Origin of the sequence: Chengkuizengella sediminis, assembly GCF_010078385.1 — a bacterium.
Lineage (GTDB): Bacteria > Bacillota > Bacilli > Paenibacillales > KCTC-33759 > Chengkuizengella > Chengkuizengella sediminis.
On sequence record NZ_SIJC01000006.1, the window covers coordinates 168,446 to 185,006 of the forward strand.

The window sequence follows — 16,561 nt, forward strand, 5'->3', positions numbered from 1 at the left end:
TGAAAGGCAGGTGTTGAGGTGTTGGAGGCTCAAAATCAGAATGGAAGTAACAAACAAAACAAACGAAATCCAATGTGGTTGTTGGGTGCAATAGGTGTTTTTTTGCTAGGTGCAGGGAAAAATATCTTGTTAGTTTTAAAATCAGTAAAATTTGCAGGACCTTTAATCTCAATGTTTATTTCTATAGGTGCTTATGCACTTATATTTCCACTTGAATTTGCAATTGGACTTGTCATCATGTTATTGATTCATGAGTTAGGTCATGTAGCAGCAGCTAAACAAAAGGGATTGCCTGTTTCCGCACCTTTATTTATACCTTTTCTAGGGGCATTAATTGCAATGAAAAGAAATCCAAGAGATGCAGTAACAGAAGCTTATATTGCAATGGGTGGACCTATTTTAGGGACAGCAGGAGCTTTTGCAGTGTTTTTATTAGGATCTAATATGAATGGGGAATGGGGACAACTACTTTTAGTCATTGCTTACGTTGGATTTTTATTAAACTTAGTGAACTTATTGCCAATTCATCCTTTGGATGGTGGAAGGATTGCTACAGCGGTAACTAGATGGTTATGGTTGGTTGGATTAATCGGTGGTTTAGTTGTTATTATCTTCTTTTTACAAAGTCCTTTATTTTTTATCATATGGGCTTTATTTGCTTGGGAGTTATTTCAAAAGTACGTGAAAAGAAAAGGGAAAGGCAGAAGTGCAGAGGTTGGTGCTAAAATTGATGTTCCGGTAGAACTTCTATTAGATAAAGGCTTTATTATTCCAGCTGGTACTGAACGGTTAGATCATTTATTATCCATCCTCCAACAAGAGATTGCCTTTCGTACATTCTCTACATTAGATGGGCAACAAAAAGTTTCGATAGTATGGAGTGAGATCGGTTTAAATCAGTCTATAGATCTTCCGTCTCAAGGGATCATTAATAATGTAGAAGTGAGTCAAATTGAAAATGTACAAAAGGAATCAGGGAGGGTTTTAAGCATCCATTGTTTGATTGAATTTGAACAATACGAACCTGACGATTATTATAATGTTCCTTTTGAAACTAGATGGAGATTTGGTTTAGTTTATGGAGCATTAGCTATATTTTTAGGTTACATGTTGTATATGACATCATTACAGGGTGGACATATATAAGACACTCCAAAAAGTGAGGTTTAATAGAATGAAAATATCGGGATCCAATCGATTAAACAATTTGGGTTCAGCTATTTTTACTGAGCTCGCAGAATGGAAAGAACAAGTTATAAAATCTGGGATAGATGTAATCGATTTAGGAATAGGAAGTCCTGATCTTCCCCCGTCTGCCAAAGTGATTCGGAAACTCCATGAAGCAATAGACAATCCAAATGATTACGGGTACCCCATGTCTGAAGGAAGTTTAGAATTTCGTGAAGCAGTAGCGAAGTGGTATCACTATCGATTTAATGTGGTGTTAGATGCTAAATCAGAAATACTTACATTAATGGGATCTCAGGATGGTTTAGCTCATTTAGCAATGGCAATTTGTAATCCTGGTGATATCGTATTAGTCCCCGATCCGGGATATCCAATATACAGTGCTAGTTTAGAACTTGCAGGGGTCAAACCATATTTGGTTCCTCTCCGAGAGGAAAATGACTTTTTACCTCAGTTAGAAAAAATACCAGATTCTATTTTAAAACAAGCTAAGTTTATGATATTAAACTATCCTAGTAATCCTTTAGCTGCAGTAACGGATCTAGTGTTTTTTGAAAAATGGGTGAATTGGTCAAAAAAGCATGAAATACTCGCAGTCCATGATTTAGCTTATTCAGAAATGGCATTTGATGGATTTAAACCACCAAGTGTACTTGAAGTCAAAGGTGCTAAAGAAATTGCTGTCGAATTTCATTCCATGTCTAAAGCATTTAATATGGCTGGCTGTCGAATTGGTTATTTAGTAGGTCATGCTGACGTGGTAAGTGCATTAAAGATGATAAAATCTAATATTGATTACGGTGTGTTTATACCTATTCAAAAAGCTGCAATTACAGCATTAGAAGAAGATATGAATCATAATCAATCCGTTTCCCTTGTATATGAAAAACGTAGAAATCGAATGATTGAAGGCCTTTCCGACATCGGGTGGCATATCAAAAAGCCAAGAGCATCTATGTTTATATGGGCTAAGATCCCCCATGGTTGGACTTCTCGGCAATTTTCTAGGGAAATGTTGTTTTCGCAAGGATTGGTAGTTATCCCAGGAGATGCTTTCGGAAATCAAGGGGAAGGTTATGTTAGATTAGCTTTAGTGCATGATGAAAAAGTGTTGATAGAAGCGGTTGAGAGAATGGGTAGGTTTTTTGAAAATCATGTACTTTGAGTTTAATTATAAAATGAGGAGGCTCCTTTAAATAAAAGGGGCTTTTTTAAATGTCGAAATCAACGGGCTGTTTATGTTAGTATATAAACTTATCCCCAATAGTCAAATATTCCCCCTTACAAAATTTTGAATTATTAAAGAAAATATATATATATCCTTGTATTCCCTTAAATTCAAAAATGAAATTCTATCCCCTCTTGTTTTCTCTAAAAATTTTTAATCATTCACATTGCTTTCTGCAAAATTTAATCTTTTACTGCAACTATTCAACCTTCCTAATATTCTTACTTTTCTCTAACAAATATAGCCTTATTAAATTTGAAAATTGATCATATTGTGTACTCTATCAAGTGGTTTATCATTTCTCATTCAAAAAATGTGGTGAAAATGAGTGAGTGTTTGTGTAGCTACGAGATACAAGGATAAACATTTCTCTTTGGAGGTGGTGATCTTAAAAATCTATTAGTTTTAATAAAACTAAGGAGGACATTAGTAATGATTTTGAAAGCGCAATCATATAAAAAAACTCTCATTATTCTATTAATCTTGTCTATGTTATTATCATATTTTCAATTTTCAACATTTGGTTTTGAAGAAACTGAAGCTGCTGCACCTGAAGGTTACAAAATTGTAGGTTACTACCCTTCTTGGGGTGCGTATGGAAGAAACTATCAAGTTTGGGATATGGACGTTTCTAAAGTAACACATATTAACTTTGCATTTGCCGATATTTGTTGGGATGGCATCCATGGAAATCCAGATCCAACGGGTCCCAATACACAAACATGGACTTGTCAGGATGAAAATGGAGTTATTGATGTTCCTAACGGATCTATTGTAGTTGGAGATCCTTGGATTGATTTACAAAAAAGCAATCCTGGAGATACATTTGATGAACAAATCAAAGGAAACTTTAAACAGTTGATATTACTGAAAGAAGCAAATCCACACTTAAAAACACTTATCTCTGTAGGTGGTTGGACTTGGTCCAACCGTTTCTCTGATGCGGCTGCCAGTGTAGAAACTAGAGAGAATTTTGCGAATTCTGCAGTCGATTTTTTGAGGAAATATCAATTTGACGGTGTTGATCTTGATTGGGAGTATCCTGTTAGCGGAGGTTTGGAAGGAAACAGTAGACGTCCAGAGGATAAAGAAAACTATACATTATTGCTGCAAAAAGTTCGTGAAAAGCTGGATGAAGCTGGAGCACAGGATGGAAAAGATTATCTACTTACCATTGCTTCAGGGGCAAACCCTGTTTTTGCTCAAAATACAGAGTTAGATAAAATAGCTGAAATTGTGGATTGGATTAACATCATGACCTATGATTTTAATGGTGGATGGCAAACGATCAGTGCTCACAACTCACCGTTGTACCAAGATCCTGCCGCAGTTGAAGCAGGTGTTCCTGATGCGGAATCATTTTATATTGAAACAGCAGTTCAAGGACATCTTGATGCAGGTGTACCCTCAAAAAAACTAGTTTTAGGTACACCATTTTATGGTCGTGGTTGGAGCGGTTGCGAAACAAACAATAACGGACAATATCAAAATTGTTCGCCTGCTAACGATGGAACATGGGAGAATGGTGTTTGGGATTTTACGGATCTTCAAAATAACTACATCGACAAAAATGGCTACATACGTTATTGGAATGATATATCCAAAGTTCCATTCTTATTTAATCCATCAAACGGAAACTTCATCAGTTATGACGATGAGGAATCTTTTGGTTACAAAACAGCATTCATCAAGTCTAAAGGTTTAGGCGGTGCGATGTTCTGGGAGTTTAGTGGAGATCGTAATAAAGTATTGCTAAATAAATTGGCAAGTGATTTGGAAGATACAATCCCGCCAACAGTACCGGGTAACTTACATTCAACGGGTATGACAGAAAACAGCATTTCACTAGCTTGGGATGCTTCAACAGACGATGTAGGTGTAGTAGATTATATTCTTTCATATGGTGAAAAAACAGTGAATGTATCGGGTACATCCACCACAATTGATGGACTTAAACATAGCACAGCTTATACGTTCAGTGTGAAAGCAAGAGATACAGGTGGAAATCTATCGAATCCAAGTAATGAGGTGACAGTAGCAACAAAGATACCGAGTGATTTAACTGCACCAAGTGCCCCCAAAAACTTACAGGTGATAGATAAAACTTCATCCAGTGTGAGTTTGAACTGGATGGTTTCAACAGACAATGTGGGTGTAACAGGATATACTGTAGATTATGAATCAGGCACTTTAGAGGTGACGGATACTAGTACTGTCGTAAATAATTTAACAGCAGACATGACATATACCTTCACGGTCACTGCCAAAGATGCAGTGGGCAATACTTCTTCAAGTACATCGATCCAAGCGACAACGTATGCCGAAAATACGTGTTCTTATGAAGAATGGGATGCAAGTATCGCTTACAATGGTGGAGCCCATGTTACTTATAATGGCAAAGTATATAGTGCAAAATGGTGGACCTTAGGTGAAATTCCAGATCAAAGTGGAGTAGATGGAGCATGGGCATTGGTAGGTGATTGTGGAGATCAAATAAGTCCTAGCGCACCTAATAACCTACATACGACAGGGATGACGGAGAACAGTGTATCGCTAGCTTGGGATGCTTCAACGGATAATGTAGGTGTAACAGAATATAAGGTCTCTAACGGTACAACATCTGAATATGTTACAGGAACAACCGTTATGATCAGTGGACTGACTCCAAATGTACCGTATATTATCACCGTGCAAGCAGTGGATGCAGTAGGTAATCTTTCAGATCCGAGTAATATTACAGTGACAACAACAATTCCAGATACGGAAGCCCCAAACGCACCAAGTAATGTAACGGCAACAGACATTACTTCGGTAAGTGTGACTTTGCAATGGGATGCCTCTATGGATAATGTAGGTGTTGTTCATTACGAAATATACAATGGCAGTGAGTTAGCGGGAACAACGAGTGGTATGAATTATACAGCGACAGGATTAATGGCAGAAACGATATATACCTTTACAGTAAAAGCTAAAGATGCAGCAGGAAATGTATCTGAGCAGAGCAATGAAGTAACGATAACAACAGATAATCCAGACACTGAAGTGCCAACAGCACCAAGCAATCTAACATCAACCAACACTGATTCCAGCAGTGTTACTTTGGAGTGGAATGCCTCAACGGATAATGTAGGTGTAATTGGTTACGAAATATATAATGGCAGTGAAATGGCAGGAACAACAAGTGGAATGAGCTTCACAGTGACAGGATTAATGGCAGAAACGATGTATACCTTTACAGTAAAGGCTAAAGATGCGGCAGGAAACACATCTGTGGAAAGTAATTCGGTAATGGTAACAACAGATGTGATAGAGGAATTGCCTCGTAAAATTATTGCATATTTCCCTGAATGGGGTGATCAAGAAGCAAAAGGTTATTATACCGTTGATAAAATTCCTTGGGACAAAATTACTCATATTAACTATGCTTTCGCACAAGTAAATGATCAAAATGAAATTGATTTTATCGATCGCGAAGCAGCAATTGAAAAAGATTATCCAGGGCAATTGACGGACCTTTCTTTTAAAGGGCATTTTAACTTGTTGGCAAAATACAAGCAGGAATATAATGTCGAAACACTAATTTCTGTTGGCGGTTGGGCTGCATCTGGTGGTTTTTATACGATGGCTAACTCAGAAACTGGTCGAGAAACTTTCGCAAATAGTGTGGTGGACTTCCTTCGCACTTATCAATTTGATGGTGTTGATATCGACTGGGAGTACCCTTCTGCAACTTCTCAATCTGGCAATCCCATTGATTTCCCTGTTGCAGAGCCACTTCGTTCTGTTAGTTATGATAACTATGTAGAACTGATGAGGTTACTTCGTGAAAAATTGGACGCAGCCGGTGAGCAGGATGATAGAGAATATTATCTAACAGTTGCTTCAACAGCATCATCTTGGGTATTAGGTGGTATGGAACTTAGCTTATATGCAGAGTATTTGGATTGGATGAACATAATGTCTTATGACTTCCATGGTGCTTGGAATGGTTTTGTTGGTCCACATTCAGCACTTTATCCAGATGATCGCGACCCTGAAACTGCACCACTCGGAACTTCTGTGTTAAACACCGATTGGGCTGTTCGTTATTATCTCGGTGTTCTCCCACCAGAAAAACTTGTAATCGGTATACCTTATTATTCTCGAGGCTGGAAAAATGTTCAGGGTGGTATAGATGGTACTGGTTTGTACGGCTCTGCAGCAACAACAGGAGGAGGCGCGGATGGAGAATACGGAATATGGAATGACCCTGAACCAGAGCAACCAGCGGGTGCTAATCCGATTTGGCATATTAAAAACTTATTGGAGCTTCCAGAAAACGAACGATACTTTGATCCTGTAACTAAAACACCTTATTTGTGGAATGAACAGGAGAAAATATTTTTAACATATGAAGACGAAGAATCTCTCGGATATAAATTAGATTATATTCTTGAAAAAGAACTTGGAGGCATGATGTTCTGGGAGCTGACAGGAGACTTTTCACAAGAAACTGACGGCACTTATACGTTTGGTGATTCCTTAACGACACAAGCTTACAATAAATTTAAAGTTGCCTCACCTCCTGCAGGTCAGGATAAACCACATTTACCAGAACCAAAAGATTACACTTTAACATTTGATGGAACTTATGATCACCCTAATTATACGTATACGATGCAGCTTACAAATCACACTGGAGAAGAGATACCAGGTGGATGGGTACTAGAATTTGATTTGCCAACGACAACAACACTGACTTCAGTTTGGGGAGCTGTATTAAGTGGTCCTGTGGAAAGTTGGGATATGAATCATTATACAATTACGGGTGCTGCTTCCCAATCTATTGCAAACGGTGAAACGATTGTATTACAAGGTATGATGAAACTACCATTCTCTGGTGGGCCTCAGCGCCTTATATTAAATGGTTTTTCATCAAAAGTTGAGTATGAGAAATTGTATGGTGATGAGATCATTGATTTGGAGCCACCTTCTGTTCCGAATAACCTGCACTCTACAGGTGTGACAGTGAACAGTATATCCTTGGCCTGGGATTCTTCTACAGACAATGTAGGAGTAACAGAATACAAAGTCTCTTACGGTACAGCATCTGAATATGTTACTGGAACATCTGTAACGATCAATGGATTAACTCCAAATGTGCCTTACACGATCACTGTGCAAGCAATGGATGCTGCGGGTAATTTTTCAGATCCAAGTAATGCCATTACAGTGACAACAACCCCAGATATAGTATCACCAAGCGCACCAAGCAACCTAACGGCAACAAATATTAATTCAACAAGTGTTACTTTACAATGGGAAGCATCCAGTGATAATGTAACCGTCGATAGTTATGACATATACGATGGGTCCAGCCTTGTTAAAAGTGTGAGTGGAACTATGACTACAATGAATGGACTTACAGCAAATACTTCTTACACCTATACAGTCAAAGCAAAAGATGCTGCAGGGAATGTTTCGGTGGCTAGTGAGGAGTTGACTGTATTAACAAATGATATCCCACCTGTTTCAAGTAAAGTGATTATCGGTTATTGGCATAATTTTGACAACGGTTCTACCAATATCCGACTAGGTGATATTTCACCAAAGTATGATGTGATTCAGGTTGCTTTTGCAGAACCTATAGGAGGTCCGAGTACTGGTAACATGGGATTTTCTCCTTATAATGCTACAGATAGTGAATTTATATCTGACATAGATTATTTGCAAAATCAAGGAAAAAAAGTACTAATTTCAATAGGGGGGGCTAATGGAACAACGGATTTATCAACTGAACAAGCCAAGCTAACTTTTATTAGTACTATGAAAGATATCATTGATACTTATGGATTTGATGGAATGGATATTGATTTAGAAGGCAGTTCTTTATCGGTAGGTGGAGGAGATACGGATTTTAAAAACCCGACCTCTCCTCAAATCGTTAATTTAATCGATGCGATAAATGAAATTACTAATTACTATGGCGCTGATTTTGTATTAACAATGGCACCAGAAACGGCATATGTACAGGGAGGATATACGTCTTATGGCGGTCCATGGGGTGCATATTTACCAGTCATCCACGCATTGCGTGATAAGATAACTTATCTACATGTACAGCATTATAATACAGGTTCAATGACAGCACTTGATGGCCAATCTTATTCACAAGGAACAGCTGATTTCCATGTAGCCATGGCAGAAATGATATTACAAGGTTTCCCGGTAGCTAATAATGAGAATAATTTCTTTGAACCTTTAAATCAGAATCAGGTGCTCATTGGTTTACCTGCTTCTCAACAAGCAGCAGGTGGGGGATATACATCTCCAGCAGTAGTTCAACAGGCACTTGATTATTTAATTAAAGGTGAATCATTTGGAGGGAATTATGTATTACAAAATCCATCTGGTTATCCAAATTTTAAAGGATTGATGACATGGTCCATTAATTGGGATGTTTACAATAATTTTGAGTTTTCTAATAGTCATCGAGCTTATTTGGATAATATTGTAGTTGAAGAAGATACAGAGGCACCAAGTACTCCGAGCAATTTAATGACTACAAACATAACCTCGGCAAGTGTTACATTAGCATGGAATGCCTCCACAGATAATGTAGGAGTGACAGGATATACCGTAAATTACGGTTCAGGCAGTGTGAACGTGACCAGCACAAGTACGACCATTAGTGGACTATCCGCAGGCTCAACCTACACATTCACGGTAATAGCAAAAGACGCAGCAGGGAATGTGTCCTCTTCAAGTAATGCGGTAACGGTAACCACAGATGGACCTGATACCGAATCGCCAGCAGCGCCAAGCAACCTACAAGTGACAAATACGTCTTCTTCAAGTGTCAGTTTAAGCTGGAATGCCTCCACAGATAATATAGGAGTGACAGGATATACCGTAAATTACGGTTCAGGAAGTATGGATGTCACTGACACAAGTACGACAGTTACAGGACTCTCAGAAAATTCATCTTACACATTCATGGTGACAGCAAAAGACGCGGCAGGGAATGTGTCCTCTTCAAGTAATGCGGTAACGGTAACCACAGATGGACCTGATACCGAATCGCCAACAGCCCCAACAAACCTACAAGTGACAGATAAGTCTTCTTCAAGTGTTAGTTTAAGCTGGAATGCCTCCACAGATAATATAGGAGTGACAGGATATACCGTAGATTACGGTTCAGGAAGTATGGATGTCACTGACACAAATACGACCATTAGTGGACTATCTGCAGACACAACCTACACGTTTACGGTAACAGCAAAAGATGCGGCAGGGAATATGTCACAAGGGACTTCTATCCAAGCAACTACAGATGCCTCAATGGGTGCACAACCTTGGGAAGTGGGTGTTAGTTACCAAGTGGGCGATCTAGTAACCTACGGTGGTCAAACGTACGTCTGTATAACAGCTCATACCTCTCTAGCAAACTGGCAACCGCCATATGTGCCCGCATTGTGGAGCTTAGATGATACAGTAGAACAAGATACACAGGCTCCGACGATACCTGGAAATCTTCAATCTACAAGTAAAACATCGAATAGTGTTAGCTTGGTATGGGATGCATCCACAGATAATGTAGGAGTGACCGGGTATACCGTAAATTACGGTTCAGGAAGTATGAATGTGACCAGCACAAGTACGACGATCAATGGTCTTTCAGCAGACACAACCTACACGTTTACGGTAACAGCAAAAGATGCAGCAGGAAACGAATCCTCTTCAAGTAATGCGATCACAGTAACAACCGATATTTCCGATCCAACGGATGAGATTGCCCCAAGTACCCCAACGAATTTACAAGTGACGGGTCAATCTACCTCTAGTATTAGCTTAAGTTGGAGTGCTTCAACGGATAATGTAGGAGTGACAGGATATACCGTAAGTTATGGTTCAGGAAGTATGGATGTAACGGGTACAAGTGCAACCATCAGTGGACTATCAGCAAATACATCTTACACATTTACAGTAACAGCAAAAGACGCGGCCGGTAATGTTTCATCAGGAACAGATATAGAAGCAACAACAGATGCCTCAACAGGAACACAACCTTGGGAAGCGGGTATCAGTTACAATGTGAATGACGAAGTAACCTACGGTGGTCAAACGTACGTGTGTATACAATCTCATACTTCTCTAGCAGGGTGGGAGCCACCAAACGTGCCTGCATTATGGGGGCTGAAATAATAGAGTTACTTTAAAGGTTCTTTATTATAACATAAGAATTTATAAGTTTTACAAATTCAATGTTTCAACAAAAGCTACCACTAATGAAGTATTCGGCACCTCTTTAGATGCTCCGATAGGAACTTTTGTAAAATAGAATTATTATTTCACAGGGTGCCTTCAGTTAACTGATTTTTCAATAACTGAAGGCACTCCTATATTATTGGCTCAAGGATGTGCTTAATATGGTGTATGCGTCCTAGAGAAATTAGAAATTCACTCTATTAAGTTAAAGTATTGTAAGCGATGTAAACTATTTTTCTATCATTATTAATAGAAAGGTGAGATATTGATGAGTCTAAATGTAGGACTAAAAACTAGACTATCAAAATATGGAATCATTTTCTTAATTATAATAATGTTACTACCCTCTCAGGTGATACAACAAACTGAGGTAGTTGCCCTCGAAAATGAGCAACTGATTCAAGAGGAAGATGAAACTTTTCGCATTGTCGGATATTTTCCTTCATGGGGCATTTATGACCGAGATTATAGGATGGAAGATATTGATGGAAATAAAGTTACACATATCAATTATGCATTTGCGGATATTTGTTGGGGTGGTATTCATGGGAATCCCTCACAAGATCCGGGGAACCCGAATCAACAAACATGGTCATGTACGGATTCTGGAGTACCTCTGCAAAGTGGAAACGTTCCGGATGGATCCATCGTACTTGGCGAGCCATGGGCAGATGTTCAAACGACCTACGGTGGAGAAATGACCGGAGTGACGTTTGAAGAATGTATGAGTGAAGCCAAATGTGGAAATTTCAAACAAATGCGTGATTTAAAGGATAAATATCCCCATGTAAAAACATTGATTTCAGTTGGAGGGTGGACATGGTCAAATCGATTTTCTGATATGGCGGCAGACCCGGTTACCCGTCAAAGATTCGCTGAATCTAGTGTTGATTTTATACGTGAGTACGGGTTTGATGGTGTAGACCTAGATTGGGAGTACCCTGTAGTGGAGGCGATCCCAGGAAATAGTGCTAGACCTGAGGATAAAACCAACTTTACTTTGCTTCTTCAGGATATTCGGGATGCACTAGATGAAGCAGGGGTAGAAGATGGTCAACATTATTTGTTAACGATTGCTTCTGGAGCAAACCCCGTATATGCAGAAAACACGGAACTGGATAAAATAGCAAACATCGTAGATTTTATAAACATCATGACCTATGATTACCACGGCGGTAGTTGGGAGGCAAATACATCTTTTAACTCGCCTCTTTATCCTGATCCAAACGATCCTTATTACGATGATCCTAATGAAGCAACATATGGATTTTATATCGATTATGGTGTTCAGTTATATAAACAACATGGTGTCCCAATGGATAAATTGGTGCTTGGTATGCCGATATATGCTAGAAGCTGGAAAAACTGCAATACAGATAACTATGGGTTGTTTCAGGAATGTACGGAAAGTGCAGATGGTTTAAGAGTTCCAGTAGGAACATGGGATAGCCAGCAATGGGGTTTTACAGGTGTATTTGATTATGGAGACATCGCAGCGGATTTTGTGAATCAAAATGGCTATGTCCGCTATTGGAACGATTACGCCAAGGTTCCATATTTGTTTAATGCAGATTTAGGTGTATTTATTAGTTACGATGATGAGGAATCCATCGGTTACAAGACGGAATATGTCCGGCAACAAGGATTGGGAGGTGCGATGTTTTGGGAATTCAGTGGAGATTGTAGGACGAGTTCAAAATACAATTGTACTGGGACGAAAATGGTGGATGTGATCGCTGAAGAACTTTACGGTAAACCAATCCCATCACAAGCAGATAATGAAGCACCATCAGCACCTGAAAATGTTGTCGTGTTATCTAAAACTCATAACAGTATTACTCTTTCATGGAATGCGGCTACCGATAACATAGGTGTTGTAGGATATGATGTATATAACGGATCTACTTTTGCAGGAAGTGTCACTGGAACAAATATTGAGATTACAAGATTGATAGAAGAAACTTCATACACTTTTACGATAAAGGCAAAGGATGAAAATAGTAATGTTTCTACTTTTAGCAATCCAATCAGTGTTACAACGAATCCGAGACCAGAAGACCTTGAACCACCTACAATACCTACTAATCTAATAGTCACTGGTAAAACGCAAAATAGCGTATACCTTGCATGGGAATCTTCTACAGACGATGTGGAATTAACACATTATGTTATTTCAAATGGGCTAAACAGCATTGAGGTGAATGAAATTGAAACCTCTATTGAATTTACAGGATTGGTAGATAACACGACCTATACCTTCACCGTAAAAGCAAAAGATGCGGTTGGAAAACTATCAGATGAAAGTAATGCTGTTATTGTGACAACTGACCCAGCCCCTGTTTTTCCAGAATGGGAAGTGAACACGATTTATACTGTCGGAGATAAGGTTACTTACAATGGAAAATTATTCGAATGTATATCGGATCATACCTCTTTAGATGGCTGGCAACCAGGTAATGTACCGACATTGTGGACAGAAATTGATCCGACGGATACCCAATCACCTACTCCACCGACAAATCTAGTGGTGACAGATGTATCAGAAAATAGTGTTTCTCTATCTTGGAGTGCTTCTAGTGATAACATGGGGGTCACGGCGTATGATGTACTAAAAGGTTCGGAGCTTGTAGCAACGGTAACGGACACGAATGCAACAATTTTGGATTTGAATCCAAATCAAACGTATACTTTTACAGTGAAGGCAAAGGATGCGGCTGGTAATTTTTCTATGACAAGTGATATTGTATCTGTGAAAACAGATACTGGTGATTTAGAAGCACCTACATCACCGATGAATCTAACTGTAACGGCTGTTACAGATAAAAGCGTCTCACTTTCATGGGATGCATCTATGGATAATGTTGGCATAGCAGGTTATAACATTTATATCAATAATAATGATCTGGTACAATCGGTATCAAGTACGAATGCAACAGTTCAGGGGTTAATACCTGACACCTCTTATACCTTCACTGTTATGGCAAAAGACATGGCTGGGAATGTTTCGGATCCAAGTAATGCTGTGAATGTGACAACGGATGAGGAAATGATTGATGCAGAAGCACCAAGTATACCAAGTAATTTAATGGCTACGAACATTACCGATACAAGTATTACATTAGAATGGAATGCTTCTACAGATAATGTAGGGGTAACAGGTTACGACATATATAATGGTGCTTCTATGGCTGCAAACGTAATTGGAACAACTGCAACAATTAGTAGTCTAATGCCAAACAACACTTATACGTTTTCTGTCAAAGCAAGAGACGTAGTAGGAAATGTATCCATGTCAAGTAATGAATTGCAGGTATCAACCACAGACACTCCTTCTGTTCGAGATAAAATAATAGTTGGTTATTGGCATAACTTTGATAACGGTTCAGGGTTTATAAGATTATCTGATATTTCACCAGATTTTGATGTCATTAATGTAGCTTTTGCAGAACCTACAAATGGTGCACAAGATGGAACGATAGGGTTTACACCGTACAATTATACCGATTCAGACTTCATTGATGACGTTGCTTATTTACAGAGTCAGGGAAAGAAAATAATCATCTCGATTGGAGGAGCGAACGGGCAGGTACAGTTAGCAACTGATCAAGCGCGTGATAATTTTATTAGTTCAATGAAAGACATCATCTCTACCTATGGATTTAATGGTTTAGATATTGACTTCGAGGGTCAGTCTCTACATTTGGATCCAGGTGATACAGATATTAACAATCCAACAACACCTGTTGTTTCAAATTTGATATCGGCAGTACGTGAGCTGCATGATTATTTCGGGGATTCTTTCATGATAACGATGGCACCAGAAACTTTCTTCGTACAATTAGGATATACATTTTATGGTGGCAGTGGAGGGAGTGATGACCGTGCAGGTGTTTACCTTCCTGTTATTCAAGGACTTCGTGATATCTTAGATTGGTTACAAGTTCAACATTACAACTCAGGTCCTATCCCAGGATTAGATAATGTATATTACAACATGGGGAATGCTGACTTTCATGTGGCCATGGCAGAGATGGTACTAACTGGATTTCCGGTTGCGGGAAATACAGATAACTATTTCCTGGCACTTCGTCCAGATCAGGTACTTATCGGGTTACCGGCTAATGTTAATGCTGGAAATGGTTTTACATCTGTGTCTGAAGTGCACAAAGCCTTAGATTATTTGATGAAAGGTGAGTCTTTTGGTGGGCAGTACACTCTTCAAAATCCAGAAGGTTTTCCTGGAATGCGAGGATTAATGACGTGGTCAATTAATTGGGATCAGTTTAACAACTTTGAATTTTCAAGCAGTCATCGAGCATACTTGGATAGCTTTGTAGTTGAAGAAGATACAGAAGCACCAAGCACTCCGAGCAACTTAATGACTACAAACATAACCTCGACAAGTGTTACATTAGCATGGAATGCCTCCACAGATAATGTAGGAGTGACAGAATATACCGTAAATTACGGTTCAGGAAGTATGGATGTCACTGACACAAGTACGACAGTTACAGGACTCTCAGAAAATACATCTTACACATTCACGGTAACAGCAAAAGACGCGGTAGGGAATGTGTCCTCTTCAAGTAATGCGGTAACGGTAACCACAGATGGACCTGATACCGAAACGCCAACAGCCCCAACAAACCTACAAGTGACAGATAAGTCTTCTTCAAGTGTTAGTTTAAGCTGGAATGCCTCCACAGATAATGTAGGAGTGACAGGATATACCGTAGATTACGGTTCAGGAAGTATGGATGTCACTGACACAAATACGACCATTAGTGGATTATCTGCAGACACAACCTACACGTTTACGGTAACAGCAAAAGATGCGGCAGGGAATATGTCACAAGGGACTTCTATCCAAGCAACTACAGATGCCTCAATGGGTGCACAATCTTGGGAAGTGGGTGTTAGTTACCAAGTGGGCGATCTAGTAACCTACGGTGGTCAAACGTACGTCTGTATAACAGCTCATACCTCTCTAGCAAACTGGCAACCGCCATATGTGCCCGCATTGTGGAGCTTAGATGATACAGTAGAACAAGATACACAGGCTCCGACGATACCTGGAAATCTTCAATCTACAAGTAAAACATCGAATAGTGTTAGCTTGGTATGGGATGCATCCACAGATAATGTAGGAGTGACCGGGTATACCGTAAATTACGGTTCAGGAAGTATGAATGTGACCAGCACAAGTACGACGATCAATGGTCTTTCAGCAGACACAACCTACACGTTTACGGTAACAGCAAAAGATGCAGCAGGAAACGAATCCTCTTCAAGTAATGCGATCACAGTAACAACCGATATTTCCGATCCAACGGATGAGATTGCCCCAAGTACCCCAACGAATTTACAAGTGACGGGTCAATCTACCTCTAGTATTAGCTTAAGTTGGAGTGCTTCAACGGATAATGTAGGAGTGACAGGATATACCGTAAGTTATGGTTCAGGAAGTATGGATGTAACGGGTACAAGTGCAACCATCAGTGGACTATCAGCAAATACATCTTACACATTTACAGTAACAGCAAAAGACGCGGCCGGTAATGTTTCATCAGGAACAGATATAGAAGCAACAACAGATGCCTCAACAGGAACACAACCTTGGGAAGCGGGTATCAGTTACAATGTGAATGACGAAGTAACCTATGGTGGTCAAACGTACGTGTGTATACAATCTCATACTTCTCTAGCAGGGTGGGAGCCACCAAACGTGCCTGCATTATGGGGGCTGAAATGAGAATATAATGCAAGAGGTAGCAACAAAATCTCAATATTATTAAATGATGTAAATGATACCAATACTGACATGATTTAAAAGTTTACGGCTGAAAAGAGTGTCTTTAAATAGAAGGCACTCTTTCTATTTCCTCAACCCATCCAATA

Annotated in this window: 4 protein-coding genes; all 4 read left to right on the forward strand. The window is 39.3% G+C overall.

Features of this window, described 5'->3' with window-relative positions; genetic code table 11:
* The first annotated feature begins 21 nt into the window (after positions 1-21).
* The 4 genes from EPK97_RS13790 to EPK97_RS21940 all read left to right on the forward strand — a co-directional run bounded on the left by EPK97_RS13790 (position 22) and on the right by EPK97_RS21940 (position 16,415).
* Positions 22-1,146, forward strand: coding sequence for a site-2 protease family protein (locus EPK97_RS13790; RefSeq protein ID WP_240903821.1), 1,125 nt, complete (start codon positions 22-24; stop codon positions 1,144-1,146).
* A gap of 28 nt (positions 1,147-1,174) precedes the next feature.
* Positions 1,175-2,353 (forward strand): aminotransferase class I/II-fold pyridoxal phosphate-dependent enzyme, encoded by a 1,179-nt coding sequence (locus tag EPK97_RS13795; RefSeq protein WP_162037205.1) that lies wholly within the window; start codon positions 1,175-1,177, stop codon positions 2,351-2,353.
* A gap of 495 nt (positions 2,354-2,848) precedes the next feature.
* Positions 2,849-10,600: a glycosyl hydrolase family 18 protein gene (locus tag EPK97_RS21935; RefSeq protein WP_240903822.1), complete on the forward strand. Its 7,752-nt coding sequence runs from the start codon at positions 2,849-2,851 to the stop codon at positions 10,598-10,600.
* Positions 10,601-10,931: 331 nt separating this feature from the next.
* Positions 10,932-16,415, forward strand: coding sequence for a fibronectin type III domain-containing protein (locus EPK97_RS21940; protein ID WP_162037206.1), 5,484 nt, complete (start codon positions 10,932-10,934; stop codon positions 16,413-16,415).
* Positions 16,416-16,561 lie beyond the last annotated feature (146 nt).